The organism is Microbispora sp. H10830 (genome assembly GCF_014161375.1).
Taxonomy (GTDB): Bacteria; Actinomycetota; Actinomycetes; order Streptosporangiales; family Streptosporangiaceae; genus Microbispora; species Microbispora catharanthi.
Genome location: NZ_JABBWX010000003.1, coordinates 56,884 through 81,757 on the forward strand (window position 1 = coordinate 56,884; position 24,874 = coordinate 81,757).

At 72.2% G+C, this 24,874-nt stretch carries 26 protein-coding genes; 14 read left to right on the forward strand and 12 right to left on the reverse strand.

Annotated elements, in window-relative coordinates; genetic code table 11:
• Positions 1 to 94 precede the first annotated feature (94 nt).
• The 5 genes from HHX35_RS09575 (at position 95) to tsaD (ending at position 3,666) form a co-directional block, all read left to right on the forward strand.
• Entirely contained in the window at positions 95 to 733 is a 639-nt protein-coding gene (locus HHX35_RS09575) for a hypothetical protein (protein ID WP_182898512.1), read from the forward strand.
• 2 nt (positions 734 to 735) lie between these two features.
• Positions 736 to 1,290 carry a class F sortase gene (locus HHX35_RS09580; protein WP_182898513.1) on the forward strand — a complete coding sequence of 185 codons (555 nt, stop codon included), beginning with the start codon at positions 736 to 738 and terminating at the stop codon, positions 1,288 to 1,290.
• Positions 1,291 to 1,401: 111 nt separating this feature from the next.
• Positions 1,402 to 2,124 carry a tRNA (adenosine(37)-N6)-threonylcarbamoyltransferase complex dimerization subunit type 1 TsaB gene (gene tsaB, locus HHX35_RS09585; protein ID WP_182898514.1) on the forward strand — a complete coding sequence of 241 codons (723 nt, stop codon included), beginning with the start codon at positions 1,402 to 1,404 and terminating at the stop codon, positions 2,122 to 2,124.
• Between the two features lie 19 nt (positions 2,125 to 2,143).
• Complete coding sequence (gene rimI / locus HHX35_RS09590) at positions 2,144 to 2,632, forward strand: ribosomal protein S18-alanine N-acetyltransferase (protein ID WP_338104521.1); 489 nt, start codon at positions 2,144 to 2,146, stop codon at positions 2,630 to 2,632.
• On the forward strand, positions 2,629 to 3,666 hold the full coding sequence (gene tsaD / locus HHX35_RS09595) for a tRNA (adenosine(37)-N6)-threonylcarbamoyltransferase complex transferase subunit TsaD (protein ID WP_182898515.1): 1,038 nt from the start codon (positions 2,629 to 2,631) through the stop codon (positions 3,664 to 3,666). The genes rimI and tsaD overlap by 4 nt, the downstream gene beginning before the upstream one ends.
• Before the next feature lie 27 nt (positions 3,667 to 3,693).
• Here tsaD and HHX35_RS09600 read toward each other — a convergent pair whose 3' ends face one another.
• From HHX35_RS09600 to HHX35_RS09610, 3 genes are all read right to left on the reverse strand, one after another.
• Positions 3,694 to 4,542: a hypothetical protein gene (locus HHX35_RS09600; RefSeq protein ID WP_161627944.1), complete on the reverse strand. Its 849-nt coding sequence runs from the start codon at positions 4,540 to 4,542 to the stop codon at positions 3,694 to 3,696.
• Between the two features lie 155 nt (positions 4,543 to 4,697).
• Complete coding sequence (locus tag HHX35_RS09605) at positions 4,698 to 5,906, reverse strand: class I SAM-dependent methyltransferase (RefSeq protein ID WP_182898516.1); 1,209 nt, start codon at positions 5,904 to 5,906, stop codon at positions 4,698 to 4,700.
• A 28-nt stretch (positions 5,907 to 5,934) separates the two neighbouring features.
• Positions 5,935 to 6,480, reverse strand: a complete 546-nt coding sequence (locus tag HHX35_RS09610; protein ID WP_182898517.1) for a MarR family winged helix-turn-helix transcriptional regulator — start codon at positions 6,478 to 6,480, stop codon at positions 5,935 to 5,937.
• A gap of 140 nt (positions 6,481 to 6,620) precedes the next feature.
• Here HHX35_RS09610 and HHX35_RS09615 point away from each other — a divergent pair, with 140 nt between their 5' ends.
• The 6 genes from HHX35_RS09615 (at position 6,621) to HHX35_RS09640 (ending at position 11,693) form a co-directional block, all read left to right on the forward strand.
• Positions 6,621 to 7,463, forward strand: coding sequence for an NAD-dependent epimerase/dehydratase family protein (locus tag HHX35_RS09615; protein ID WP_182898518.1), 843 nt, complete (start codon positions 6,621 to 6,623; stop codon positions 7,461 to 7,463).
• A gap of 188 nt (positions 7,464 to 7,651) precedes the next feature.
• Positions 7,652 to 8,245, forward strand: a complete 594-nt coding sequence (locus tag HHX35_RS09620; RefSeq protein WP_182898519.1) for a hypothetical protein — start codon at positions 7,652 to 7,654, stop codon at positions 8,243 to 8,245.
• 264 nt (positions 8,246 to 8,509) lie between these two features.
• The gene (gene groES / locus HHX35_RS09625; RefSeq protein ID WP_111699864.1) at positions 8,510 to 8,824 is read left to right on the forward strand and encodes a co-chaperone GroES; all 315 of its coding nucleotides are present in this window, start codon (positions 8,510 to 8,512) and stop codon (positions 8,822 to 8,824) included.
• A 70-nt stretch (positions 8,825 to 8,894) separates the two neighbouring features.
• On the forward strand, positions 8,895 to 10,520 hold the full coding sequence (groL, locus tag HHX35_RS09630) for a chaperonin GroEL (protein ID WP_139573621.1): 1,626 nt from the start codon (positions 8,895 to 8,897) through the stop codon (positions 10,518 to 10,520).
• A gap of 334 nt (positions 10,521 to 10,854) precedes the next feature.
• On the forward strand, positions 10,855 to 11,481 hold the full coding sequence (locus tag HHX35_RS09635; RefSeq protein WP_139573620.1) for a sigma-70 family RNA polymerase sigma factor: 627 nt from the start codon (positions 10,855 to 10,857) through the stop codon (positions 11,479 to 11,481).
• Positions 11,478 to 11,693, forward strand: a complete 216-nt coding sequence (locus tag HHX35_RS09640; RefSeq protein ID WP_139573619.1) for an anti-sigma-D factor RsdA — start codon at positions 11,478 to 11,480, stop codon at positions 11,691 to 11,693. The genes HHX35_RS09635 and HHX35_RS09640 overlap by 4 nt, the downstream gene beginning before the upstream one ends.
• On the opposite strand, the gene HHX35_RS09645 is transcribed toward HHX35_RS09640, so the two are convergent.
• Complete coding sequence (locus HHX35_RS09645) at positions 11,654 to 12,031, reverse strand: DUF5319 domain-containing protein (RefSeq protein ID WP_139573618.1); 378 nt, start codon at positions 12,029 to 12,031, stop codon at positions 11,654 to 11,656. The genes HHX35_RS09640 and HHX35_RS09645 overlap by 40 nt on opposite strands.
• 84 nt (positions 12,032 to 12,115) lie before the next feature.
• Positions 12,116 to 13,120, reverse strand: coding sequence for a LuxR family transcriptional regulator (locus tag HHX35_RS09650; protein WP_182898520.1), 1,005 nt, complete (start codon positions 13,118 to 13,120; stop codon positions 12,116 to 12,118).
• Between the two features lie 590 nt (positions 13,121 to 13,710).
• Between HHX35_RS09650 and guaB the strand changes: the two genes are divergently transcribed.
• Together guaB and HHX35_RS09660 are read left to right on the forward strand one after the other, a co-directional pair.
• Entirely contained in the window at positions 13,711 to 15,192 is a 1,482-nt protein-coding gene (gene guaB, locus HHX35_RS09655) for an IMP dehydrogenase (protein WP_139573616.1), read from the forward strand.
• A gap of 33 nt (positions 15,193 to 15,225) precedes the next feature.
• Complete coding sequence (locus HHX35_RS09660; RefSeq protein WP_182898521.1) at positions 15,226 to 16,344, forward strand: GuaB3 family IMP dehydrogenase-related protein; 1,119 nt, start codon at positions 15,226 to 15,228, stop codon at positions 16,342 to 16,344.
• Between the two features lie 58 nt (positions 16,345 to 16,402).
• Here HHX35_RS09660 and nagA read toward each other — a convergent pair whose 3' ends face one another.
• Positions 16,403 to 17,548 carry an N-acetylglucosamine-6-phosphate deacetylase gene (gene nagA, locus HHX35_RS09665; RefSeq protein WP_182898522.1) on the reverse strand — a complete coding sequence of 382 codons (1,146 nt, stop codon included), beginning with the start codon at positions 17,546 to 17,548 and terminating at the stop codon, positions 16,403 to 16,405.
• A 315-nt stretch (positions 17,549 to 17,863) separates the two neighbouring features.
• Here nagA and HHX35_RS09670 point away from each other — a divergent pair, with 315 nt between their 5' ends.
• Positions 17,864 to 18,592, forward strand: a complete 729-nt coding sequence (locus tag HHX35_RS09670; protein ID WP_182898523.1) for a class I SAM-dependent methyltransferase — start codon at positions 17,864 to 17,866, stop codon at positions 18,590 to 18,592.
• A gap of 2 nt (positions 18,593 to 18,594) precedes the next feature.
• On the opposite strand, the gene HHX35_RS09675 is transcribed toward HHX35_RS09670, so the two are convergent.
• Genes HHX35_RS09675 through HHX35_RS09700 form a run of 6 tightly spaced genes read right to left on the reverse strand, consistent with a single transcriptional unit; the run spans position 18,595 to position 24,847 of the window.
• On the reverse strand, positions 18,595 to 19,632 hold the full coding sequence (locus HHX35_RS09675; RefSeq protein ID WP_182898524.1) for an alpha/beta hydrolase: 1,038 nt from the start codon (positions 19,630 to 19,632) through the stop codon (positions 18,595 to 18,597).
• Between the two features lie 8 nt (positions 19,633 to 19,640).
• Entirely contained in the window at positions 19,641 to 20,690 is a 1,050-nt protein-coding gene (locus tag HHX35_RS09680; protein WP_139573612.1) for an LLM class flavin-dependent oxidoreductase, read from the reverse strand.
• Positions 20,691 to 20,745: 55 nt separating this feature from the next.
• A complete protein-coding gene (locus tag HHX35_RS09685; RefSeq protein WP_182898525.1) occupies positions 20,746 to 21,609 on the reverse strand; it encodes a CPBP family intramembrane glutamic endopeptidase in 864 nt (287 codons plus the stop codon).
• Positions 21,606 to 22,442, reverse strand: a complete 837-nt coding sequence (locus tag HHX35_RS09690; RefSeq protein ID WP_182898526.1) for a type II CAAX prenyl endopeptidase Rce1 family protein — start codon at positions 22,440 to 22,442, stop codon at positions 21,606 to 21,608. The genes HHX35_RS09685 and HHX35_RS09690 overlap by 4 nt, the downstream gene beginning before the upstream one ends.
• Positions 22,420 to 23,817 (reverse strand): YcaO-like family protein, encoded by a 1,398-nt coding sequence (locus HHX35_RS09695; RefSeq protein WP_182898527.1) that lies wholly within the window; start codon positions 23,815 to 23,817, stop codon positions 22,420 to 22,422. The genes HHX35_RS09690 and HHX35_RS09695 overlap by 23 nt, the downstream gene beginning before the upstream one ends.
• Positions 23,810 to 24,847: a TOMM precursor leader peptide-binding protein gene (locus tag HHX35_RS09700; RefSeq protein ID WP_182898528.1), complete on the reverse strand. Its 1,038-nt coding sequence runs from the start codon at positions 24,845 to 24,847 to the stop codon at positions 23,810 to 23,812. Before HHX35_RS09700 ends, HHX35_RS09695 begins: the two co-directional genes overlap by 8 nt.
• Between the last annotated feature and the right edge of the window lie 27 nt (positions 24,848 to 24,874).

The following is a 24,874-nucleotide window of genomic DNA, read 5'->3' on the forward strand; positions in this document are numbered from 1 at the left end:
GCGTTCCTGTGGATCATCGAGACGAAGGAAGATCCTCGGCCATGAGTCGGTAAGGATTTTCTGGGTAAGGGACCGGCGTGGAAGAGGTGTGCCGTTGAGCAGGATCACGCAGGTCGCCGTCGGGGGAGCCTTACTGTTCGGCGCGCTGGGCTGCACCGCGTCGGCCGAGACGGTCTCCGCCGACCCCACGATGACGCTGACCCCGGCCCTGCCGACACCGCTCGTCTCGGTCTCGCGGCAGGACGTGCGGGTGGAGCTCGATCCGAAGCGGATCGTCGGCGGGTCGACCAAGAGCATCCACATCACCGCCAGGTGCCCGCTGCCCCAGGGCGGCACGGAATATCGGGCGACCGCCCGATCCGACGCCTTCACCGGGCTCGTCACGCTGGTGGCCCCGGCGCCGCCGTCGGCCACCCCGGCCGCGACCGTGCCGATGGTGCGCGGCAGCGCGACCATCAGGGCCGGGGCCAAGGCGGGCGGCTACCGCGTGCAGGTGCGCTGTGAGGCCACCAACGACATCGGCAGCGCGTCGTTCAGGATCGTCGCGCCGGAGCCCGACCACACCGAGGACCACACGAGGATTCCCACCCGGGCGCCGCACGCGGGCGGCGGCGGCACGGCGGCAGGGGGTCCCGAAGACGAGTCCGGCCTGCCGACGGGTGTCACCGTCGTCGTGCTGCTGGCCGCGCTCGGCGTCGGTGTCGGCGTGGCCCGCAGGCGCTCCGGAGCCTGACCTTGGCGCTGTCCACCCGGGGGGTGATCATCGCCGGGGTGGTCACCGGGCTCGTGTTCGCCGCGGTCGCCGGCGGCAAGGGGATGACGGACCAGCCCGCCGCCAGGTCCTCCGTCGTCCCCAAGCGGATCGACATCCCGGCGCTGCACCTCAAGGCTCCCCTGATGAAGCTCGGCCTGTCCGACGAGGGCGACGTCGAACTGCCGCCGTTCGACAAGCCGTCCACCGCGGGCTGGTACACGGGCAGCGCCGTGCCCGGCGACCCCGGCGCCTCCGTGATCATCGGTCACGTGGACACCAAGACCGCTCCCGCGGTCTTCTACCGGCTGCGCGACCTGCGCGAGGGAGCGGTCGTGAAAGTGGTGCGCAGCGACGGCAAGACCGCCTCCTACCGGGTCGACTCGGTGGAGCGCGTGCCGAAGGACGACTTTCCCGCCGAGCGCGTCTACACCGAGGACGGCCTGCGCCTGATCACCTGCGGCGGGAACTTCGACTGGTCGCGGCACGAGTACCGCGACAACATCATCGTCTACGCCTCCCGCATCCGCGCCGCCTGACGCCGTCGGCGGCCGCGCGGGCCGAGGCCGTCGCGGCGACGGTGATCGAGCGGCCGCAACCGGCCCTGGGCGTGGTCGTCCGCCTCCACACAGCGACTACGCTTGACCTTCGTGCTTGTCTTGGCCTTCGACACCGCCACTCCCGCCGTCACCGCCGCGCTGCACGACGGCGAGCGCGTGGTGGCAGAGTCGACGACGATCGACGCGCGGCGGCACGGAGAGCTCCTCGCACCCGCCGTCGAGCATGTCCTGCGGGAGTCCGGCGCGACGCTCAAGGACGTCACCGCCATCGTCGCCGGGACCGGCCCCGGGCCGTACACCGGTCTGCGGGTCGGCCTGATGACCGCGACGGCGCTGGCCATGACCGCCGGTGTGCCGGCGTTCGGGGTGTGCACGCTCGACGCCCTGGCGTACTCCGCGCGGGAGAGCGGGCCGTTCCTCGTCGCGACCGACGCGCGGCGCAAGGAGGTCTTCTGGGCGCGGTACGGCGACCCGCGCACGCGGCTCGACGGGCCGCGCGTGGACCGGCCGCACGACCTGCCCGGGGAACTGCCCGTGATCGGCGCGGGCGGCGCCATGTACGCCGACGTCATCGGCGCCGACCGGGTGCGCGGTCCCGAGCTTCCCTCGGCCGGCGCGCTCGCGGCCCTGGCGGCCGAACACCTCGCGACGCTGAGCGAGGAGGAGGCGGCGGAGCTCGCCCGGGTGCCCGAGGGACGCGTGGATTCGGTCGAGAAGGCGCGGGAGCTGGCCGTGCTCGGCCCGCCGCGGCCCATCTACCTGCGGCGTCCCGACGCGCAGGTGCCCGGGGCGCCGAAGCGGGTGACGGCGTGATCCGCCGCGGGGGCACGTCGTGAGGCAGGCCGAGGTCGTGCTGCGCCAGATGACCCACGAGGATCTGCCCGTCGTGATGGACATCGAGCGGACCACGTTCCCCGTGGACGCCTGGAGCGAGGCCATGCTGCGCGGCGAGCTGGCCGACCAGCCGCGCACCCGGCACTACGTCGTCGCCGAGGTGGGCGACCGCGTCGTGGGGTACGCCGGCCTGGCGGCGGCGGGTGACCAGGCAGACGTCCAGACGATCGCGGTCCTCGCCGATCACCGGCGCGCCGGCGTCGGGACCGCGCTGATGGACGCGCTGCTCGCCGAGGCCGTACGGCGCGGCGCGGTCTCGGTGTTCCTGGAGGTGCGCGCCGACAACCCGCCCGCGCAGGCGATGTACGAGCGGTTCGGCTTCCGGCGGCTGGGCCTGCGACGGCGCTACTACGACGACGGCACCGACGCCATCACGATGGTGAAGGACCTCGGGCCACGACACGGAGACATGGGGGGCGGGGCATGAGCGAGCGCAGCGAGCCGATCGTGCTGGGGATCGAGACGTCCTGCGACGAGACGGGCGTGGGCATCGTCCGCGGCCACACGCTTCTGGCCAACACCGTCGCCTCCAGCATGGACGAGCACGCCCGCTTCGGCGGGGTGGTGCCGGAGGTGGCCTCACGGGCCCACCTTGAGGCGATGACGCCCACGGTCGAAGGCGCGCTGGCCGCCGCCGGGCTGCGTTTCTCCGACATCGACGCGGTCGCCGTCACCGCGGGCCCCGGTCTCGCGGGTGCGCTGCTCGTCGGCGTGGCCGCCGCCAAGGCGTACGCGCTGGGGCTCGGCGTCCCGCTCTACGGGGTCAACCACCTCGCCGCGCACGTCGCCGTGGACCAGCTGGAGCACGGTCCGCTGCCCAAGCCCTCGATCGCGCTGCTGGTGTCGGGAGGGCACTCCTCGCTGCTCCTGGTGCCCGACGTGGCGCAGGACGTGATCTCGCTCGGGTCCACGGTGGACGACGCGGCCGGGGAGGCGTTCGACAAGGTGGCCCGGGTGCTCGGGCTGCCGTTCCCCGGCGGGCCGCACATCGACCGGGCCGCCCGCGAGGGCTCGGGCACGGCGGTGGCGTTCCCGCGCGGCAAGTACGACGACGGCACCCTCGACTTCTCCTTCTCGGGCCTGAAGACCGCCGTGGCGCGGTGGGTCGAGGCCCACGAGGCGGCGGGCGAGGCGGTGCCCGTGGCCGACGTCGCCGCGTCGTTCCAGGAGGCGGTCGTGGACGTGCTCACCCGCAAGGCCCTGCAGGCGTGCGCCCGCTACGACGTGAAGGACCTGTTGATCGGGGGCGGCGTGGCCGCCAACTCCCGGTTGCGGGCCATGGCCCAGGAGCGCTGCGACGCGGCCGGGGTGCGCCTGCGGGTGCCGCGGCCCGGCCTGTGCACCGACAACGGCGCGATGGTGGCGGCGCTCGGCGCGGACCTGGTGGCGGCGGGCGTGCACCCCTCCACCCTGGAGATCCCGGCCGACTCGTCGCTTCCGATCACCGTCGTCAACGTCTGATCGCGCGCCGGGCGGCGGGGGCGGTTCTCAGTCGGCGTGGCCGCGGGCGGGGCGCAGGAGGACCTCGGCGAGCGCCAGCATGGTCTCCTCCAGCGCGGCGAGCCGCCGGGCCACGTCGCCCCGGGCCGGTTCCATGGCGCGGGTGACCGCGTCCGAGACGGTCTCGGCGATCTGCTCACGGTCCGGCCTGCTGCGCACCGCGTCCGCGAGGGGCACGACGGCCCCCGCCGCCAAGGTGAGGTCGGCGTTCATGCCCGCGATGGTGGTGCTCATCTCGTCCACGCCGGCGGCGACGTCGCCGACGCCGGCGCCCAGCGCGGTCACCCTGGCGTCCATGCCCTCGACCCCGCTCTCCACCGCCTCGATCCGGCCCCCGACCGAGTCCAGCCGTTCGACGACGACGGCCTCAAGCCGCTCGGTGCGCTCGGTGAGCGCGGCGAGGGCCTTGTCGATCCGGGTGAACCGCCCGGCGGCGGCCTCCATGCTCCCCTGGAACTTGCCGAGCCGGTGCGCGACGTCCGCCATCCGGTCGGCGAGGCCCTGGGTGCGGCCGCCGACGTCGTCCACGTGGTCGCGCAGCAGCTCCATGTGCTGGGCCAGCCCCTCCGCCCAGGCGGGCGGCCTGACCGTCATGTCGTCGAGCCGCTGGGTGATCACCTCGAGTGTCATACCGAGGCCGCCCAGCTCGCGCTCGCGCACCTCGCGCAGCAGCCACTCCATGCCCTCCAGCCGCTGGCGGATCTCGTCGAGCACGGCGCCCTGCGTCCGCTGCTCGTAGACGTGGTCCTGGGCCGCCCGGGCGAGCAGTTCGCGCATCCGGTCGGAGATGGCGGTCTGGCTGCCCGCCTGGAGGAGGTTGTGGCTGGAATGCTCCACCGAGAATGCTCCTTCACTCGCCGAAACATCGGTTCGGCCCGGTCTCGCGCAGATGAACGAACAGGCGGACGCCCGACGGTCAACTTTAGGCCCTGACCCGCGGCCATCAGGCGTGGAATGAGAAAGGCGGTAATTGCCAGTGAATTGTTCTGATTTTATCCGTTCGTGCTGGTCACAGGCTGGCAGAGCAGGGCGAACGGCCGTTCCTCGATGCGGGTGAGCACGATCACGACGGAATTGCCGCCGGAAAGCCGCAGATCCTTGCGCAGCCGTTCGACGTCGACGGCGGACCCGCGCTTCTTGATGGTGACCACGCCGACGCGCCGTTCGCGCAGCACCGCTCTCAGCCGTTTGAGCGAGAACGGCATGACGTCGGTCACCTCGTAGCAGGGTGCCCATCCCGTGCGTACGAGACGGTCGCTCGTGATGTAGGCGATCCGCGGATCGACGAGGCGGCCCGACACGAGGGCGGCGACCTCGGCGACCAGATGGGCCCGCACCGCGGCGCCGTCGGGCTCATAGAGGTAGCGGCTCACCGGCCCGGTCTCCGCCTCCGCGCCGGACGCCGTGAGCGTGTCCCCGGACGGCAGTAAGGTGGCGCGCCGGCCGCCGGGCCCCATCCCGGTCCAGATCGCCGCCTCCTTCACCTCGCCCCGGTACGACACCCACTCGGCCTCGGCGCCCTCCGGAATGAACTCGTACGGGATGCCGGGAGCCACCTTCAGGCAGGCCGCCGGGGCGCGGGCCACCAGGTCGAGCACGGCCGGCCACGTGGGGGAGTACGCCATCGGGTCGAAGGTCCGTCCCCTCGCCCCCCTTCTGGCGGGGTCGGCGAACAGCAGGCCGTATCCGCCGGGGTCGGCCAGCGCGGCGTCGCCCGTGCGGACCTCCGCCAGGCGGGACAGGCCGAGCGCCGCCGCGTTGGCACGGGCGATCTCCACGGTCAGCGGGTCGAGGTCCACGGCGTCCACCGGGCAGCCCGCCCTCGCCAGCGCGAGCAGGTCCCCGCCGATCCCGCAGCAGACGTCCAGCACGGCAGGGCCGCCCTCCGGCTCTCCGGCGGCCCGGATTCCGGCGGCCCGGATTCTGGCAGCGCGGTGTGCGGCGACCTCGGGGTGCGTGGCCTGCTCCAGCCCGTGGGGGGTGAAGTACATGACGGCGGCGTCAGGGCCGAACTTGGCCTCGGCCCGCCGTCGCAGCGACGCCTGCGTGAGCGCCGCCGCCGCCAGGTCCGCCGGGTGGCTCCGGCGCAGCGCGCTCGCGGCGGCCACAGGATCGGCGCCGTCGGCGAGTATCTTCACGGCCTCGTCCAGGGCCCCGCGCCCGGCGGGCGTGAGCAGCGTGCGGAAGGCGTCCAGGTCCACGTCCGCGACGCTACCGCCTGCCCGGCGGTCAGCAGGAGCCGACGTCGCCGAGCGAGGTGAGCAGCTTGCAGAGCAGGCCGGACAGCCGCTCCCGGTCCTCGTCGGTGAGACCGGCCAGCAGTCGCTCCTCGTTGGCCACGTGACCCGCCAGCAGGGCGTCGACCACCGCCTGGCCTTCGCCGGTGAGGGTGATCAGGACCATGCGGCGGTTGGACGGCGAGACCTCCCGGTGCACCAGGCCCTTGACGACGAGGCGGTCCACCCGGTTGGTGAGAGCCGCGGAGCTGACCATCGCGGCCGTGGCGAGATCGCTCATGCAGAGCCGGTGATCGGGGTTGGACCGGAAGAGAGTCGCGAGCACGTCGAACTCCCACGGTTCGAGGTCGTGCCCGCCGAAGTACTCCTTGATGCCCTTCTCCAGCAGGCGGGACGCGCGGGAGATCCGCCCGGCCACTCCCATCGCCGAGCAGTCCACGTCCGGGCGCGCCCGGGCCCACTGGCCGAGGATCTGGTCGACGGCGTCGTTGCCGGCGGTGTCGTCGCCGGCGGTGTCGTTCGTGAGGGTGTCGTTCATCGCGCGCGCGGTCCGGGTCCTCCTCGCCGCTCCTCCTCCACCTGCCATCGTATCCGACACTTCGACGTTGAAATGTGAGCCGGAGATGCGATACCTTCTCCGTCGAACAGTAAAACATCGAAGTGTTTGAGGTGAAAGAGATGAAGGTCCTGGTGCTCGGCGCGACGGGGTACATCGGTTCGGCACTGGTGGAGCGCCTCGCCGAACGCGGCCACGAGGTGGTCGCGCTCGTCCGGCCGAAGGCCCGCGACGCCGCCGTACCGGGTGAGGTGCGCCACGGCGACGTCCACGAGCCCGAGACGCTCCGCGAGGCGGTCACGCCGGACATCGACGTCGTCGTGCACGCCGCCAACCCCGTCGGGGACGAGGCGGTGGACGTCGCGGCGATCGAGGCGCTCACCGGGGGCGGCGCGCGGCTCGTCTACATCAGCGGCGTCTGGGTGCTCGGCACCACCACCGAGGCGGCGGGCGAGGACGCGCCGGTGAACCCCATCCCCGCCTCCCGCTACCGTCCGCGCCTGGAAAGGCTCGTGCTGGACGCGGGAGGCGTCGTCGTCAGGCCCGGCATCGTGTACGGCCGGGGCGCCGGCATCCCCACGCTGCTCGCCTCCCCCGGGGGAGAGGGCGGCCGGTACGTCCACGCGGGCGGCCCGGTGCCGACCTGGGCGACCGTGCACGTCGACGACCTGGCGGACCTGCTCGTGGCCTCGATCGAGAAGGCCGAGCCGGGGAGCCTCTTCCACGCGATCGCCGAGGAGGCGGTGAGCGTCGCCGACGTGGCGGCGGCCGCGGGCCGTACGGGGAAGGCCGTGCCGTGGCCGATCGGCGAGGCGAGCGAGGTGCTCGGCCGGCCGTTCGCCGAGGGCCTGGCCCTGAGCCAGGTGGTGAGCGGCGACCTCGCCAGGAAGGTCCTCGGCTGGCAGCCGAGCCGCCCCGGCATCGTCGACGACGTCCGCTCCGGTTCGTACGCCTCCCGCGCCTGACCGTCCCGCGGAGGATGCGGGGCAGGACTGCCGGACCGGCCCCGTGACGTCGATATCCGGATCCCGCCGGGCGGGGTCCGGACCAAACATCCGCCAAGCTCAGGGCACGATTATGCCAAGAGCACCCCAAGACCGGCTCTCTAGCGTCGTCGGCACAAACACGGCACGACGAACGAGGAGAGACGAGCATGCGCAGGATCACGCGAACGGGTGCGATCGCGGCGGTGGCCGCCACGCTGATGGGCCTCGGCGGCCCGGCGCTGGCCGAGACGACGACGGTGATGACGAACGCGACCTCCATCCTTCCGGAGGGCAAGGGCTACGTGAAGGTGCAATGCCCCTCGACGCAGCCGTATCCGGTCACGATCCGGGCCTCGTCCGCGACCAAGGACTCCTACGACTCGCAGTATCTGAACTACGAGGACGTCGCCATCGCCGGGCGTGAGGTGAAGGTGACGTTCACCAACTCCCAGTCGAAGAAGGACCCGCACTCGTACGCCATACCGGTGAGGATCGAGGTGCTCTGCTCGAACGAGCCGCACGAGCTCCCGACCGGCCTGGAGCTCGAGCAGCGCGCCATCATGGCGCCGGGCCACGACGCTCTCGTCACCGTGAGCTGCCCGCCCGCCTATCCGCGTGTCACGCGTCACGAGGAGCGGCACCCCACCGGGGTCGACGTCGTCGACGTCCAGGTGAACGGGCCGACGTACTCCGTCTGGTATCAGAACACGGACTTTCTGGCCCCCGCCTGGGCCACCCTCTACATCACCTGTTCCGCGTAGTCGCCCGCTCGTCCCGCCGGAAAGGGGTGACGGTGACGCCGGCGCGGCGGACGGCTGAACGGGCGATCTCGGGCGCGTTGCCGCCGGATGCGTCTGACCTGCGATGCCGGTTCGTGTTGACTGTCACGCGCCACTTGCATACTGTTTCGTGTTGGCACTCTCCCAGTGAGAGTGCCAATAGCGACGAGACAGGTCTGACACCCGCGACGGCAGGCCGCTGGTCGCCTCTTCAGCTCATTCATCGCAATCTGAAGGGGAGGTCCGATCGTGACGACCGCCACCAAGGTTCCCGTTAAGCCGCTCGGCGACCGCATCGTGGTCCAGCCGCTTGAGGCCGAGCAGACCACCGCCTCCGGCCTGGTCATCCCGGACACCGCCAAGGAGAAGCCGCAGGAGGGCCGTGTCCTCGCTGTGGGCCCGGGCAACTGGGACGAGGACGGCGAGAAGCGCATTCCGCTCGACGTCAAGGAGGGCGACGTCGTCCTCTACAGCAAGTACGGCGGCACCGAGGTCAAGTACGGCGGCGAGGAGTACCTGGTGCTCTCGGCCCGCGACGTGCTCGCCATCATCGAGAAGTAGTAGGCCGCGCCGGCTTGCGGAGCCCCGGGACCACGTGCCCGGGGCTCCGCGCGCTCACAAGGAGACCTGAATGCCGAAGATCCTGGAGTTCGAAGAGGACGCGCGGCGCGCTCTCGAGCGTGGTGTCAACGCTCTCGCCGACGCCGTCAAGGTGACGCTCGGCCCCCGTGGCCGCAACGTCGTCATCGACAAGAAGTTCGGTGCCCCGACGATCACGAACGACGGTGTGACCATCGCTCGCGAGGTCGAGCTGGACAAGCCGTACGAGAACCTGGGCGCCCAGCTCGCCAAGGAAGTGGCGACCAAGACCAACGACATCGCGGGTGACGGCACCACCACCGCGACCGTCCTGGCCCAGGCCATGGTCCGCGAGGGCCTGCGCAACGTGGCCGCCGGCGCGCAGCCGCTCGGGCTCAAGCGCGGCATCGACAAGGCCGCGCAGGCCGTCAGCGAGCGGCTGCTCGGCAGCGCCCGCCACGTCGAGGACAAGAAGGAGATCGCCAACGTCGCGACGATCTCCGCGCAGGACGCGAAGATCGGCGGCCTGATCGCCGAGGCGTTCGACAAGGTGGGCAAGGACGGTGTCATCACCGTCGAGGAGTCCAACGCGATGGGCCTGGAGCTGGAGTTCACCGAGGGCCTCCAGTTCGACAAGGGCTACCTGTCGCACTACATGGTGACCGACTCCGAGCGCATGGAGGCGGTCCTCGAGGACCCCTACATCCTCATCACCCAGGGCAAGATCTCCTCCATCGCGGACTTCCTGCCGCTGCTGGAGAAGATCGCCCAGAGCAAGCGCCAGCTGCTGGTCATCGCCGAGGATGTCGAGGGTGAGGCCCTGGCCGTCCTGGTGACCAACAAGATCCGCGGCACCTTCACCTCCGTCGCCGTCAAGGCCCCCGGCTTCGGCGACCGCCGTAAGGCCATGCTGCAGGACATCGCCATCCTCACCGGCGGCCAGGTCGTCAGCGAGGAGGTCGGCCTCAAGCTGGAGCACGTCGGCCTCGAGGTGCTCGGCACGGCCCGCCGCGTCGTGGTCAACAAGGACACCACCACGGTCGTGGACGGCGCCGGCGACGCCCAGGCGATCGAGGACCGCGTCCGCGAGATCAAGGTGGCGATCGAGCAGTCCGACTCCGACTGGGACCGTGAGAAGCTCCAGGAGCGTCTCGCGAAGCTGGCCGGCGGTGTGTGCGTGCTGCGCGTCGGCGCCGCCACCGAGGTGGAGCTGAAGGAGAAGAAGCACCGCCTCGAGGACGCGATCTCCGCGACCCGCGCCGCGATCGAGGAGGGCATCGTCTCCGGCGGTGGCTCCGCGCTCGTGCACGTGGCCAAGGAGCTCGACGACCTGGGCCTGACCGGCGACGAGGCCACCGGTGTCTCGATCGTCCGCAAGGCGCTGATCGAGCCCGCCCGCTGGATCGCCGTGAACGCGGGCATGGAGGGCTACGTCGTCACCACCAAGATCGCCGCGATGAACGCCGGTGAGGGCCTCAACGCCGCCACCGGCGAGTACGGCGACCTGGTGGCCCAGGGCGTCATCGACCCCGTCAAGGTGACCCGCTCGGCCGTGCAGAACGCCGCGTCCATCGCCGGCATGCTGCTCACCACCGAGGCCCTCGTCGTGGACAAGCCCGAGGAGGAGGCTCCGGCCGCCAACGGCGGCCACGGCCACGGCCACGGTCACGGCCACTGATTCCCGCGCCCTCCGCGCATCGCGCCCCGCGCGCATCGCGCCCCGCGCCCGCCCGCAAGGGCGGACCGCGGGGCGCACCGCTTTTTCGCCCCTTGCCCGTTCTGCGCATGGGGCGGGCCGTCGGGGGGCGAAGCCGGCTCGCGGGCAATGCGAACGAACCGGCATGCTTCTTATTCCCTGTCAAGCCGTCAGGCGTATATCCCTCGTTTTGGGCATTCCGGTTGGAATGTTCCAACGATCGAGTGATCAGTTGATTACGGACCGTTATCGACGCGTCAATGTGACCAATCCGTAGCCGTTAACCATGACGACATGAACGATCGCGACGGGCATCATGCCTAACGTGACCGAGGGATGCGTCGCCGACGCCGCAACTGGGGTAAGGCTTGCGACGAGATCGGATGAGCCCGACCTCAGGGAACTGACCAGCCTTGCCGTAAAGGGAGATCGCACCGCGATCGAATCACTGCTGGGACACCTGCGCCCGATGGTGGTCCGCTACTGCAGGGCTCGACTGGGCAGGGTGTCCGGTCAGTACCACATCGCCGACGACGTGGCCCAGGAGGTGTGCATCGCGGTGCTGTCGGCGCTGCCGCGCTACCGCGACATGGGCCGCCCGTTCGCCTCGTTCGTCTTCGGCATCGCCTCCCACAAGGTGGCCGACGCCCTCCGCAGTTCGGTCCGCTCGGCCGTGCCCACGCAGGACCTGCCGGACGGGCCCGACGAAGGCCCCGGGCCGGAGGAGACGGTGGTGCGCTACATCGAGGCGCAGCACGCCCGCGACCTGCTCGCCCGGCTCCCGGACACCCAGCGCGAGCTCCTCATTCTGCGGGTGGTCTCGGGCCTGTCCGCCGAGGAGACGGGTAATGTACTCGGCATGTCACCAGGTGCCGTCCGGGTCGCGCAGCATCGTGCGCTCGCCAGGCTCCGGCAGCTGGCCGAGCTGGAGTCGATTGCGTGACCACGAAACGTCGTCGTACGGCTCGCCACCTCGGGTCGTACGGCGATGCCGACGTGGAGGGCGAAGTAATGCGGACGGACGCCGTCCTCGACGCGCTCGCCCGCCGCGAGCCGGTCGGCGGCACGGACGCCGCCATCCGGCTGCTCGGCGCGCTCGTCGCCGACGTGGACGGTCAGTGGCTCTCCTCCGTGTCGATCACGCCGTCCACGTAGCCCCGGGCGTACTCCCAGCTGACGTAGTCGGCCGGATCGGGCTGGTAGGCCGGCTCGTGGACCTGAGGCCGACCGTTGTCGATCATCTGGCGCAGGTTGCCGCGCAGCAGGTCCCAGTCGAAGTAGTGCTGTTCGCCGCACTCCGGGCAGTCGAGGACCAGCCCGAGCACGCCCTGGGGTTCGAGCAGGGAACGGAAGACCTCCACGTCGGCGAGATCGGTCAGCGCCTCGTCGCGTTCCGCGAGCGTCAGCGGCTCCACGTCGTCGGGCGCTCCAAGCTCCGACGCGGGGTCGTTGGGGTCATCCGCGAACGGGTCGCGGGGGACGTCTTCCAGCACGCATCCCACCTTATGACCACGGCCCCCTCCACGAGCGAAAGTGCGCCTCATCTGCTCGTCGGGCCGTGCCCCGCGGCGCGGGCGTCACAGCCAGCCGCGGCGGGCCGCCTCCACTCCGGCGTGGAAGCGGGACTGGGCGCCCAGCTCCGACATCGCCTCGGCGAACCTGGCCCGCACGGTGCGTACGGAGACCCCGAGGTGGCGGGCGATGGCGTCGTCGGACAGGCCGTGCGCGGCCAGCCGCAGCACCTGCAGCGCGTTGTTGTGCGGGGAGATCGGCGCGGCCCGGACCCACAGCGCCTCGAACAGCGCCCGCAGCGCCCCCACCGCCACCGGGGCGTGGACCAGGTAGCAGTTGTAGGAGTGCTCGGGCAGCGGGACGCCCCACTCGGCGGGCAGCCCGGCGGTGCCGTCGCCGAGCGCGAAGAACCAGCTCGGCACCGCGTCGAGGGCGCGCAGTCCCGCGCCCGCCGCCGAGAACCGCGCGCACACCTCTCGCATGGCGGGTGCGGACACGGCGTCGAGCGCGACGACCATCCGCGGGCGCAGGATGCCGTCCGCGGCGGCCTGGATCCACTGGCCGCCGTACCCGTCCGCCAACCTGGCCATGGTGCGGCGATCCGGCACGGCCATGAGCAGCTCGGCGGGGGGCGCCTGCAGTGCGAGGCCGATCACGCTCTCGCAGAGCTCGTCCGCGCCGCTCACGGGCTCGACCGAGAACCGCCCGCTGCGCCAGTCGAGGCCCGCGTCGTAGTGGTGGGTCAGGCGTCCCGCCGCCGCGAGCACCTCGTCGATCTGGCGCGTCTCCCGGGCCATGCGGTCCAGCCTCTCGGCCACCAGCCGTCCGATCGCCGCGGCCGGGTGGCGGGCGAGGAACTCCTCCCGCCGCCGGTTCACCGCGCCGAGCCGTACGAGCCCGTTCAGGGCGTTGAGCACGTCCTCGGCGGGCCGGTCGACCGCCTCGGCGAGTTCGGTCAGCGTGGCGCGGTGCAGCCGCAGCATGGCCGTGTAGAGGGCCGCCTGGTCGGGGGAGAGGCCGAGGCTTTCGAACGGGTCGGCCGGGGAGGCGGCGTTGCGCGTCGTACTCATGCTCGCTCCGTCGGTGGTCACACTGGTCGCACGGCGCCGATGGCACCGCACCGGTCGCGCCGCGCTGATCGCATTGGGCGCACTCGATCCACTGGCTCGCCGGCCCCTGGGAGAAAACGTTTCCCGGCGTCCGCTGCGCCGACTTCCGCCCCATCCCCGCCTCGCTTCGGGTCGCGAGAATAGCTCGGATTTTCCGCGCTGTCCGTCCCGTTCACACATTTGGCAGGGCTGAGCGTGGCGGCTTTTGTATGGATGTGAGGGTTCGGCATTTGTTTCGGGCGTAGTTTCGAGAGACAGGAAATGCATCTTTGTGCAGTTGCACGTTACGCCATTGCGCGTGGACGCTGCGTGACGCATTCTTGACCCAGCGTTAGCCGGGAACGCCCCGTCCGCCGGGCGCGGAGGGGGGCTCGACGGGCGTGGCGGGCGCGACGCGGGGAAGTGGGGGGACCGGAAGCCGGTCCCCCCACTTTTTGTGCCCTCCCCCTTGACAGGTCTGCCGGATGCGGTTTGGGGCGCCCACTAGACTGACCTCGGGTCTGGCGAGGGACCCACGCGCGAGGACCCACAGCGCAGGAGGGGTGCAGCAGATGGCCAAGTTCACCGAACCGGGACTCACGTTCGACGACGTGCTACTCGTTCCCGCATATTCGGACCTGCAGCCGGGGGAGGCCGACACGACGACCCGGCTGTCCCGCACCATCACGCTGCGCATCCCGCTGGTGTCGGCCGCGATGGACACGGTCACCGAGGCGCGCATGGCGGTCGCGATGGCCCGGCAGGGCGGCATCGGCATTCTGCACCGCAACCTCTCGATCGAGGAGCAGGCGCAGCAGGTCGACCTGGTCAAGCGGTCGGAGGCGGGGATGGTGACCAACCCCGTCACCTGCTCTCCCGAGGACACCCTCGCCGACGTGGAGCGGCTGTGCGCGACCTACCGGATCTCCGGGGTCCCGGTCACCGACGCGGACGGCGTGCTCGTGGGCATCGTCACCAACCGCGACATGCGGTTCGAGAGCGACCAGAGCAGGGCCGTGCGCGACGTCATGACCCCGATGCCGCTGGTGACGGCGCCGGTGGGCGTCGACCGCGACGAGGCGTTCCGGCTGCTGCGGCAGAACAAGGTCGAGAAGCTCCCGCTCGTGGACGAGGCCGGTCGCCTGCAGGGCCTCATCACGGTCAAGGACTTCACCAAGAGCGAGCAGTACCCGCTCGCGACCAAGGACGCCGACGGCCGCCTGATGGTCGGCGCGGCGGTCGGCGTCGCGGGCGACGCCGAGGAGCGCGCCATGACGCTGATCGAGGCGGGCGCGGACGTCATCATCGTCGACGTCGCGCACGGGCACTCGCGCGGCCTGTGCGACATGATCGCGAAGATCAAGGCCAACGGCCGGGTAGACGTCATCGGCGGCAACGTCGCCACCCGCGCGGGCGCGCAGGCGCTGGTCGACGCGGGCGCCGACGCGGTCAAGGTGGGCGTCGGGCCCGGCTCGATCTGCACCACCCGGGTCGTCGCGGGCGTGGGCGCCCCGCAGCTCACCGCCATCTACGAGGCCGCGCTGGCGTGTGGCCCGGCCGGTATCCCGGTCATCGGCGACGGCGGCCTGCAGTACTCGGGCGACATCGCCAAGGCGCTGGCCGCCGGGGCCGACACGGTCATGCTCGGCTCGCTGCTGGCCGGCTGCGAGGAGTCGCCCGGCGAGCTGATCTTCATCAACGGCAAGCAGTTCAAGTCGTACCGGGGCATGGGATCGCTGGGCGCGGTGCGCAACCGCGAGCGCGGCGGCGCGTCGTTCAGCAAGGACAGGTACGCGCAGGCCGGGGTGTCCGGGGAGGACAAGTACATCCCCGAGGGCATCGAGGGCCAGGTGCCCTACCGCGGCCCGGTCGCGGCGGTGGCCCACCAGCTGGTCGGCGGCCTGCGGCAGGGCATGTGGTACACCGGCTCCCGGACGATCGAGGAGCTGCACGAGAAGGCGCAGCTCATGCCGATCACCGCGGCCGGGCTCAAGGAGAGCCACCCGCATGACATCCAGATGACGGTCGAGGCTCCGAACTACCACGGGCGCTAGGTCGTACCGGAAGAAACGGAAAGAACAGGCGATATGACACAGGTGGAGATCGGGCGCGGCAAGAGCGGGCGGCGTGCCTACGCGCTGGACGAGATCGGCATCGTGCCCTCCCGGCGCACCCGTGACCCGGAGGAGGTGTCGATCTCCTGGCAGATCGACGCCTACCGGTTCGACTCTCCGCTCGTGGCGAGCCCGATGGACAGCGTCGTGTCGCCGCAGACGGCCATCGAGATCGGGCGCCTGGGCGGCCTCGGCGTGCTCGACCTCGAAGGGCTGTGGACCCGCTACGAGGACCCGGCGCCGCTCCTGGAGGAGGTCGCCACCCTCGACAGGGCCGCGGCGACCGCGCGGCTGCAGGAGATCTACACCGCGCCGATCAAGGACGAGCTGATCGGCCGGCGCATCGAGGAGATCCGCGCGGCCGGTGTCACGACCGCCGTACGGCTGTCGCCGCAGCGCACCGTGCAGCACCACAAGGCCGTGATCGACGCGGGCGTGGACATCTTCGTGATCCGCGGCACCACGGTCTCCGCCGAGCACGTCTCCGGCCGGGCCGAGCCGCTCAACCTCAAGCAGTTCATCTACGAGCTCGACGTCCCGGTGATCGTGGGCGGCTGCGCGACGTACACGGCGGCGCTGCACCTCATGCGGACCGGCGCGGCCGGCGTGCTGGTCGGTTTCGGCGGCGGCGCCTCGCACACCACCCGCAACGTGCTGGGCGTGGTCGTGCCGATGGCCACCGCGATCTCCGATGTGGCCGCGGCCCGCCGCGACTACATGGACGAGTCGGGCGGCCGCTACGTCCACGTCATCGCCGACGGCGGCATGGGCGGCTCCGGCGACATCGCCAAGGCGATCGCCTGCGGCGCCGACGCCGTCATGGTGGGCTCGCCGCTCGCGCGGGCCAGCGAGGCCCCCGGCCGCGGGTTCCACTGGGGATCGGAGGCCCACCACCCCGAGCTGCCGCGCGGCAAGCGGGTCGAGTTCGGCACGATCGGCACGCTGCGGGAGATCCTGCACGGCCCGTCGTCGCTGGCCGACGGCTCGATGAACCTGCTCGGCGCGCTGCGCCGCACGATGGCCACCGCCGGCTACTCCGACCTCAAGGAGTTCCAGCGCGTCGAGGTGGTCGTCGCCCCGCCGCAGCGCTGAGCCACTGCCAGGGAGGGCCGGGCCCGGCGGGCCCGGCCTTCGGCTTTCCTGGGATCGGTCAGGGGTGGCGGACCCAGGCGCCGCGCTTCATCACGCCGCCGACGCTCAAGTCGTCGTCGAGCACCACGAGATCGGCGTACTTGCCGACCGTGATCGAGCCGATCTCGCCGTCCAGTCCGAGGACGCGGGCGGGGGTGAGCGAGGCCGTCAGCGCGGCGTCCACCAGCGAGCGCCCGACCTCTCGTACGGTGCGGCGGAAGGCCACGTCCATCGTGAGCGTGCTGCCGGCGATCGAGCCTCCTCCGGGGGTGTCGGAGGCGAGACGGGCCACCCCGTCCACGACGTCGACGGTCATCGGGCCGAGCGGGTAACGCCCGTCGCCCATGCCCGCCGCCGCCATCGCGTCGGTGATCAGCGCCGTACGGCCCGCGCCCGCGGCGTGCATGGCCAGGCGCAGCATCGCCGGGTGGACGTGGACGCCGTCGTTGATCAGCTCGACGGTCACCCGCTCGTCCTGGAGCAGGGCGGCGATCGGTCCGGGTGCGCGGTGGCCGAGCGGCGGCATCGCGTTGTAGAGGTGGGTGGCCACCGTCGCCCCGGCGTCGATCCCCTCGATCGTCCGCTCGTAGGTCGCGTCGCTGTGGCCGAGCGCGGCGACGACGCCCTCGGCGGCGGCGTCCCTGATCACGTCGAGCGCGTTCGGCAGCTCGGGGGCGATCGTCAGCATCCGGACGTGGCCGCGCCCGGCCTTCACCAGCGCCCGGAACTCCGCCACGTCGGGCTCACGCAGCAGCGTGGGCTCGTGCGCGCCGCAACGCGACCTGGCGATGTAGGGCCCCTCGAAGTGGATGCCGGCGAGCAGGCCCTGCTCGCACAGGTCGGCGAGCGCCGAGGCGCACCGCGCGAGCGTGTCGGGCGCGGCGGTGACCAGGCTGGCCACGAGGGTGGTCGAGCCCCGGCTCAGATGAAGGGCCGCGGCCGCGGCGGCGGTCTCCGGGTCGCCGTCGGGGAAGCTCCCGCCCGCGCCGCCGTGGCTGTGGATGTCGACGAAGCCGGGGACGACGGTGCGCCCGCCCAGGCCGAGCCCGTCGCGCGGGGCCTGCCCGCGCCCGATGTGGGTGATCCTGCCGTCCTCGATGGTGAGCCAGCCGTCGTGGACGCCGTCGGGAGTGACGACGCGGGCATCGGAGAGAGTCACGCTCATGCCGCCATCCTCCCGCGTGCGGCGCGTGCCCGCCGCTCCGGGTCCGGCGGCTCCCGCCGTACGAAGGTGTGCGCCAAGCGGACGGTCATCGCAGCAGAAAGCGCCCGTTGGATCGATAAGTCCTCAATGGGCGTGAATAACGGTGGAAAAGCTATAGCACCCTCATGAGGAGAACCGGAAACAGCACGTCACGCAGCCAGGGGGACGGCATGTCACGGCACTCCCGCGCACGTCAAGGGGCATCGATCGGGAAACCCGGATCATTCCCCCGAGAAACCCTGTACATGACAGGTAAGTCAGAGGTAAGAACTAACGGTGGTAAATCCGCGTGCGAACTATGGGGTGGACGCCCCCGGCGTGCTGGCCGGACTGACCCTGGGCGGCATCGCCGAGCTGGCACTCGCCGCCGTGCTCTTCGGAATCGGCTGGCCGATCCCGGCCGTCGTGCTCCTCGTGGGCGGGATCGTGCTGGTCGTGGGCGCGGCGCTGTTCGCGAACACAACCCTTCGCGGCAAGTTCGAGGTCTGGGACGCCGAACTCGACCGGCTCGGGTTGAAGGGGGACGAGCAGGTCCTCGACCTGGGCTGCGGCCGCGGCCTGGTGCTGCTCAAGGCCGCGGCGCGGCTGTCGTCCGGCAGGGCCACCGGCATCGACCTGTGGTCGACCAGGGACCAGTCGGGCAACAACCAGGACGCCACCTGGGCCAACGCGCGCGCGGAGGGGGTCGCCGACAGGGTCGACCTGGTCACCGGCGACATGCGCGACCTCCCGTTCGACGACGCCGCGTTCGACCTGGTCGTCTCCAGCCTCGCGATCCACAACATCCCCCAGGAGGAGGGCCGCGCGGAGGCGGTGCGCGAGGCCTTCCGCGTGCTCAAACCGGGCGGCCTGCTGCGGATCGCCGACTTCCGCAACGCCCGCCGATACGCCGAGGTGCTCACGGAGTGCGGCGCCGCCGACGTCGAGGTCCACGACCTCGGCTGGAGGTTCTGGTACGGCGGGCCGCACGCCCGTACGTCGATGGTCGCCTGCAGGCGACCCTGAGATCAGGGGCCGGTGGGGGACAGCCCGTCCAGCCAGCCGCGTACGGCGGCGAAGAAGTCCCCGGCGTTGCGGTGCAGGTTGAGCGCGTGCCCTGCCCCGGCGAGCACGAAGGTCTCCAGCCGGGCCTCGGCCGGATAGAACCAGCTCTCCCAGGTCTTGACGGCGGCGGCGTCGGTGCACTGCAGGTATGGCCCGTTGCAGAACAGGTCGTCGTGCTGTCCCACCGCGACGAAGACCGGGACGCGGACGGCGCCGGAGATCGCGGGATCGCCTGCCTCCGCGAGCGTCGCCTGCTCGCCACTCGTCATGGTCGCCTTCGTCAGCTCCAGGACCGCGGGCATCGCCGGCGAGGCGTCCGCCGTGTCGAGGAACAGCCCGGCCCTGCTGCCCTGCTGGGTCGTCAGGTATCCCGACGGCGGACGCCTCGGCCCGAGGACCGGGTCGTCCGCGGCGGGCACGATGGCCTGGTTGAGCGCGTCCAGCTTGGGCCCGACCGAGTGGACGAAGCCGCTCGCCACCACCGCGTCGAGGTCGCCGTGCCGGGCCGCGTCGGTCACCAGGACGCTGGAGCCGAACGAGTGGCCCACGCCTGTCACCCGGCCGTAGGCGTGGCCGTCGACCTTCCCCGCCCGCAGCAGGCCCACCACCTCGTGGATCGCCTCGACCTCCGTGCTCAGTGTGACGTCCTGCGCGGGCGGGCGGTCGCTGAGGCCGGTGCCCGGCCGGTCGAGGGCGAGCACGGCGTATCCGGCGTCGGTCATGTAGCGGACGTACGGGGGGGTGTGCGCGTCGGCCGGGGTGAGCCAGTACGCCTGGTCGAAGGTGGCGCCGGCGAGCAGCAGTTGCAGGGCGGCCGGGGCCTGTCCGGACGGGCGGCACAGCGTCCCCCTGAGCGTCGTCTTCTGGGCGGCCAGGGTGACCGGCACGGACACCAGACGGCATCCGGCGGCCGAGGCCTCGGCGGGCCGCGCGGGCAGGCCGGTGAGGAGCAGCAGCGCCGCCCCGGCCAGCAGGGCGCGCACGAACACGTTCTTGGTCATCACAACCCCTAGAGGCTCGGGAGCACCTTGTCCAGGAACCGTTCGAGACTCGCCACGGCGACCTGCCCGGGCACGGCGCCGAAGTCCATCTGCCACAGGAACCCGTCGACGCCCAGCACCTCGGCGATCTCCTCGACGCGCTCGGCGACGGTGGCGGGGGCGCCGACGACGGCGCTGCCCATGGTCCGGAACGTCGCGGGGTCGAGCGCCCGGATGGCCCGGCTCATGCCCGTGTAGCCGGTGTAGTCCGCCGACGCGGCCGACAACCAGGACTCGGTGGCCGACGCCCACACGTCGAGGTAGGCCCGCAGCAGCGGGTCGGCGGTCCGCCACGCCTCCTCGTCGCTGTCGCCGACGTACAGGGGGAGGCTCGCCACCACCTGGGGGGAGCCCGGGTGCCCCGCCTCGGCGTACGCCTCGCGGTAGACGGCGATGTGGTCGCTCATCTCGGCGAGCGGCGTGAGCGCGGGGGTGACGAGCAGGTTGTGGCCGCTCTCGCCGATCCAGGCGAAGCTGGAGCGCGAGCGCACCGCCGCGACCCACACCGGCGGGTGGGGGCGTTGCACCGGCCGGGGCAGGATCGTCACGTTCTCGAACCGGAAGAACGGCGTGTCCACGCTGACCCGTTCCTCGGTCCACAGCCGCAGCACGGTCTCCACCGTCGCGGTGAAGCGCTCCCTGCTGCCGTCCATCGGCACCTGGAACACCTCGAACTCCTGGGGCAGGTAGGCGCGGGCGAAGCCGACGTCGAGCCGTCCTCCACTGATCGCGTCGACCATCGCCGCCTCGGAGGCGAGCCGTACGGGGTGGTGGAAGACCGGCAGCACGCAGCCGGTCATCAGCCGGATCCGCGTGGTGGCCGCGGCCACCGCGGACAGGAACGCCAGCGGGCTCGGGCAGTAGCCGCCGTAGGCGCCGAGGTAGTGCTCGGTCATCTTCACGTGGCTCATGCCGCCCTGGTCGGCGAGGCGGCTCAGCAGCAGCACGTCGCGGAAGTAGTCGTCGGGCGCCTTGGTCGCGGGCGCGCAGTCGGGCAACAGGGACAGGCCGTGGAACATGTGCGGTCCTTTCTCCGAGTCAGGTCACGACGATCGGTCAGGCCACGACGATCGGTCAGGCCACGGCGAACAGGAAGAAGGTGACGTGCGCCACCACGAGGGGGATCAGCACCGGGTAGTGCCAGAACAGGACGCTGTGCGTGACGCCCATCACGATCGCGCCGACCACCGGGAACATCGCGGCGCGCCAGGAGGACATCAGGAAGACCTGCATGACGGTGAAGAGCAGGCAGGAGATCCCGATCGCGAGGACCGGCCCGGCCTCGCGCAGCCACGACAGCACCAGCCCGCGGAAGACGACCTCCTCGCTGCCGACCTGCGTGGCGGTGAGCGCCAGCGCGAGGGGGAGGGAGACCACCTCCATCGTCTTGAGGTGGTGCCTGATCCAGCCGCCGCGCGACAGGCCGAGCCACTGCCGCATGCGCTCCCCGCTCTCCACCGCGCCGTCCACGGCGCCCCCGGCGGTCGCGGGCGCGGTCCGCGCGCCCCTCACCTCGCCCCGCGCCCCGCTTCGCACCCCGTTTCGCACCCCGCCCGCCACGGAACCGGCGCGGCGCCGGCCCGCCGCCTGCACGCCCTCGATCAGCACGCGGCACAGCAGCGACCCGAGCGCCACCTCCCCGACGCCGATCGCCGCGCCGAGCGCGATGAGGCCGGGCCGGTCGAAGCCGGAGGCGAACCGGGTGAGGTCGATCCCGGTGACGAGGACGAGGACGGCGACGACGAGCACGTGGCTCGCACCGGCCGCCGCCAGTTCGAGGACGCTGCCACGCTCGCTGGCGTCCCAGCGGCGGCCGAACGGCAGCAGGTGGGCGGCCCGGCGGCACAGCGCGAACAGCGCGCTCTTGGCGTACTTGTAGTACAGGACGACGAACACCGTCAGAACGAGCGCCTTCAGCGGCCAGGGCAGGTCGTTCATGCGGGCGCCCCCCACATGCCCCGGGCCGGGGTCCGCCGTGCCACCGGCTCGCTTCGCCGGTAGCGCCAGACCCACACGTTGAACACGACGTGGGCGACGACCGCCGCCAGCACGTTTCCGGTGAGCAGCGTCGCCGCGCACGCCGCCGCCGCGAGCGGGGTCTTGGCGAGCACCTGCACCCAGCCGAAGAAGACGTGGGAGCAGGCGAACACCGCCGCCGCCAGGACCAGCGCGCCGGCCTCGAGCCGTACGTCGGGGAGCAGCAGGGCGAGCCGGGTCAGCAGGCCGCGGAAGACCAGTTCCTCCCCGACGGCCACGGCGACCAGCAGTTCGAGCCGGACCCGCAGGTCGCCGCCCGTCGGCGCGTAGTCGTTGCGGGCGCGCACCAGGCCGGTGCGGCGGCGCTCGGACACCCGGGTGCCCGACGCGGCGAACCCCGCCGGGCGCGCCGCCGTCATCCGCTGCGGCGCCGGCCGGGCCGGAGCGGGGCGTGCCGTACGCCAGGCCGTGGTGATCGCCAGGTCGACCCGGACGATCAGCAGGCCGAGCACCGCCCCGAGCACGGCGCCCGCCGGCAGCCCCCACCACCCGGCCGGGTGCCCGGGCACCGGCAGCAGCGCCGAGCCGGGGCCGAGCAGCACCGCCCCCGCGGCCACCAGCGCGCCCATGAGCAGCACATGAACGCCGAGGAGCGGCAGCCGCCGCACCCATGCCCACCGGGTGTGCAGGTGGGCCGCGAGCGTCAGGCACGACAGGGACAGCAGGGCCAGCGCGGTCAGCGCGTACGCCCTGGTGTCGGTGAGGGGGGCGTCAGGGATAGGGGTGGGGGTCATGGCGGCGGAATCCTCCGTACGCGGCGAACCGCGCGTGCGCCGCGGGCGGGGCGCTGGGCAGCGGCAGGGTCACGAGGTCGGGGCACCAGAAGCGGGCGACGACGAACCCGAGGTCGGCGACGTCCACGGTGGTGAAGTCGGCCGCGTAGAGGCGCTTGCCGGTGGCGTGGAAGGCCCGCACGAGGTCGCGCGCACGGGCCCCGGCCGGCCGTTCGTCGTCGGGCGGCAGGTCGTCGGCCGACGCGTCGTCGCAGTCGCCGAACCTCTGCTCGACCACCCGCGCCCCCTCGGGGGTGGCGGCGAGGGAGACGTTGGATTCGAGGTCGAAGATGTCCTCCCGCACGGCGGAGCCCTGCTCGAACCGCTGCTGCAGAGCGGACCAGACCGCCAGGCCCCGGACGCCCGCCGCCTCGAGCAGCGCCCGGTACATGGCCCGTTCGAGCACGCCGTCGATGCCGAGACCGACGGCCACGGCGGGCAGGCGGCCGTCCGCGCTGCGGATCAGGCAGGCGACGGTGAACCCGGGCAGGTCGGCGCTGGGGAGCAGGTGGAACTCCGGCTGGTCGCCCCGCACTTCGAAGGAGCCGCCGATGACCCGTTGCAGCGCCGCGGTCCTTGCCCCCGGCCGGACCCGCGTCGACCGGCTGCCGCCGTACCAGTGGCTGAGCGCCGCGTCGATCTGCACCATTTCCTCAAGAGCGTTGAGCGCGGCGCGGTCGGGGTCGGTGTGCGCGGCGGTGCCGGTGGACACCGCGGGCGCGAGCCAGGGCTCGCCTCTCGTGTCCTGGACGACGTAGCCGACGAGCAGCAACTGGGCCGGGACCCAGCAGTCGCGGCCGTCGTCCAGCCGGGTGGCCCGCACCCAGCCGAGCACGTCGCCGTCCCGCCGGGGCCGGAACGGGAATCCGGGACGGCCGTACTGCTCCGCGCCGTACGGCTCGGCGGGACCGGCGTCCCAGTGCTCTCCGGCCGCGGTCAGCTCCTCGGCCGTCGCGTAGCGGATCGGGAACCGCCCGCTCACCGGGGCGATGTAGCCGCCGTACCGCTCCACCACCTCGCCGAGCGTCCTGATGTGCGACTCGAAGGGGCGCAGGCCGTATCCGCCGATATGGTAGGCGCCGATCTTCGGCGCGGGCAGGCCGCGCAGCACGTGCACGCCGGTGAGCTCGCCTCCCGCCACCATCAGCCGCGGGCCGCCCCGCTGTCGCTGCAGGAAGCCCATGGACGGCATCAGGCCGCACAGCGGGGAGTGCATCCGGGCCCGCAGCCGCGCGGTGAACTGGTCGGGGGCCTCCACGACACGCGGGGCCATCACGTCGGGCGGGGCCATCACACCAGGCGGGGCCGTCACCGATGGGGTCGTCACGTCAGGCATCGATCCACCGCCGCACGTCGAAGTACAGCTCGGTCGCCTCCCGCTCGGGCACCGGCCCGCATGCCCGGCAGCCGGGCAGCCGCAGCACCTCGGAGTACGCGATCTCCATCGTCGGCACGTAGATGCCCAGGACCTTGCCGAGCGTGGTGGTGGTCCCGGTCAGCGCCAGGTTGAGCGCCTCCAGCCCGACGTGCCCGGCGACCAGAGCGCGCAGCGCGTCGAGGGTTGGCGGCTCGCCGGCCCGTATCGACCGCCGGACGAGGGCGTCCTTGTACCGCTGGTAGGCGGCCGACTCCCGCAGGTTCATCAGCACCCGGGTCTCGAAGCAGGCGAAGCAGGCCGAGGCCGGCGGGGAGAACGCGGGGCCGATCAGCAGCATCGGGCCGTCGACGGCCGCCTGGATCCACGGCGTGCGCAGCGCCAGCGCGACCCGGTTGAGCACGCTGAGGCGCAGCGGGTGCGGCTCCTCGGCGACGTGGACCAGCACCTTGCCGCGCCACGGCTCGAACCGCTCGGTGAACCGCTCGAAGGTCAGCCCGTCCTCCAGCGCGACCGGATCGGCCTCCAGCAGGGCGCGGTGCAGCGGGTCGTCCTCACCCGCCACCTCCACACCGCCCGGCAGGCTGCCGTCCAGCACCCGGGCCGTCGCCGCCGCCAGCGCGTAGCCGCCCAGGACGACCACCGGCGGGGCGGGAGCCTCCGTGGTGTAGGCGCCGGTGCTCTCCAGATAGCTGTCCAGCGCGGTCTCCGGCGCTCGCGCGATCACGCCGAGCTGGTCGAGGTGGTCCACGAGGGCCTCGACCTCGGCCCGGGTCACCCCGTTGGCCTTCGCCACGTCGGCCCTGCTGGCGGTGCCGTCGAGGCCGCGGAGCAGGCCGTACAGCCGGCCGGTCCTGGCGTGGTCGGTCAGGGTGTAGGAGCGCACGTTCCAGACGCCGTGGCGCAGTTCGACGGTGTCGGCGTCGTGGGCCACGATGCTGAAGGACGGTTTGATCCTGACGTTCTTGCTCTGTTGCGTCGGCGGTGTCATTCGGGGCCATTCCTCTCTCAGGGTCCG

Bases quoted from the DNA above. Each gene is read 5' to 3' on its own strand.
- tsaD (WP_182898515.1), top strand. From the start codon at position 2,629: ATGAGCGAGCGCAGCGAGCCGATCGTGCTGGGGATCGAGACGTCCTGC.
- HHX35_RS09610 (WP_182898517.1), bottom strand. From the start codon at position 6,480: ATGAACGACACCCTCACGAACGACACCGCCGGCGACGACACCGCCGGC.
- HHX35_RS09615 (WP_182898518.1), top strand. From the start codon at position 6,621: ATGAAGGTCCTGGTGCTCGGCGCGACGGGGTACATCGGTTCGGCACTG.
- HHX35_RS09620 (WP_182898519.1), top strand. From the start codon at position 7,652: ATGCGCAGGATCACGCGAACGGGTGCGATCGCGGCGGTGGCCGCCACG.
- groL (WP_139573621.1), top strand. From the start codon at position 8,895: ATGCCGAAGATCCTGGAGTTCGAAGAGGACGCGCGGCGCGCTCTCGAG.
- HHX35_RS09635 (WP_139573620.1), top strand. From the start codon at position 10,855: ATGCCTAACGTGACCGAGGGATGCGTCGCCGACGCCGCAACTGGGGTA.
- HHX35_RS09650 (WP_182898520.1), bottom strand. From the start codon at position 13,120: ATGAGTACGACGCGCAACGCCGCCTCCCCGGCCGACCCGTTCGAAAGC.
- guaB (WP_139573616.1), top strand. From the start codon at position 13,711: ATGGCCAAGTTCACCGAACCGGGACTCACGTTCGACGACGTGCTACTC.
- HHX35_RS09660 (WP_182898521.1), top strand. From the start codon at position 15,226: ATGACACAGGTGGAGATCGGGCGCGGCAAGAGCGGGCGGCGTGCCTAC.
- nagA (WP_182898522.1), bottom strand. From the start codon at position 17,548: ATGAGCGTGACTCTCTCCGATGCCCGCGTCGTCACTCCCGACGGCGTC.
- HHX35_RS09675 (WP_182898524.1), bottom strand. From the start codon at position 19,632: ATGACCAAGAACGTGTTCGTGCGCGCCCTGCTGGCCGGGGCGGCGCTG.
- HHX35_RS09680 (WP_139573612.1), bottom strand. From the start codon at position 20,690: ATGTTCCACGGCCTGTCCCTGTTGCCCGACTGCGCGCCCGCGACCAAG.
- HHX35_RS09685 (WP_182898525.1), bottom strand. From the start codon at position 21,609: ATGAACGACCTGCCCTGGCCGCTGAAGGCGCTCGTTCTGACGGTGTTC.
- HHX35_RS09690 (WP_182898526.1), bottom strand. From the start codon at position 22,442: ATGACCCCCACCCCTATCCCTGACGCCCCCCTCACCGACACCAGGGCG.
- HHX35_RS09695 (WP_182898527.1), bottom strand. From the start codon at position 23,817: ATGCCTGACGTGACGACCCCATCGGTGACGGCCCCGCCTGGTGTGATG.
- HHX35_RS09700 (WP_182898528.1), bottom strand. From the start codon at position 24,847: ATGACACCGCCGACGCAACAGAGCAAGAACGTCAGGATCAAACCGTCC.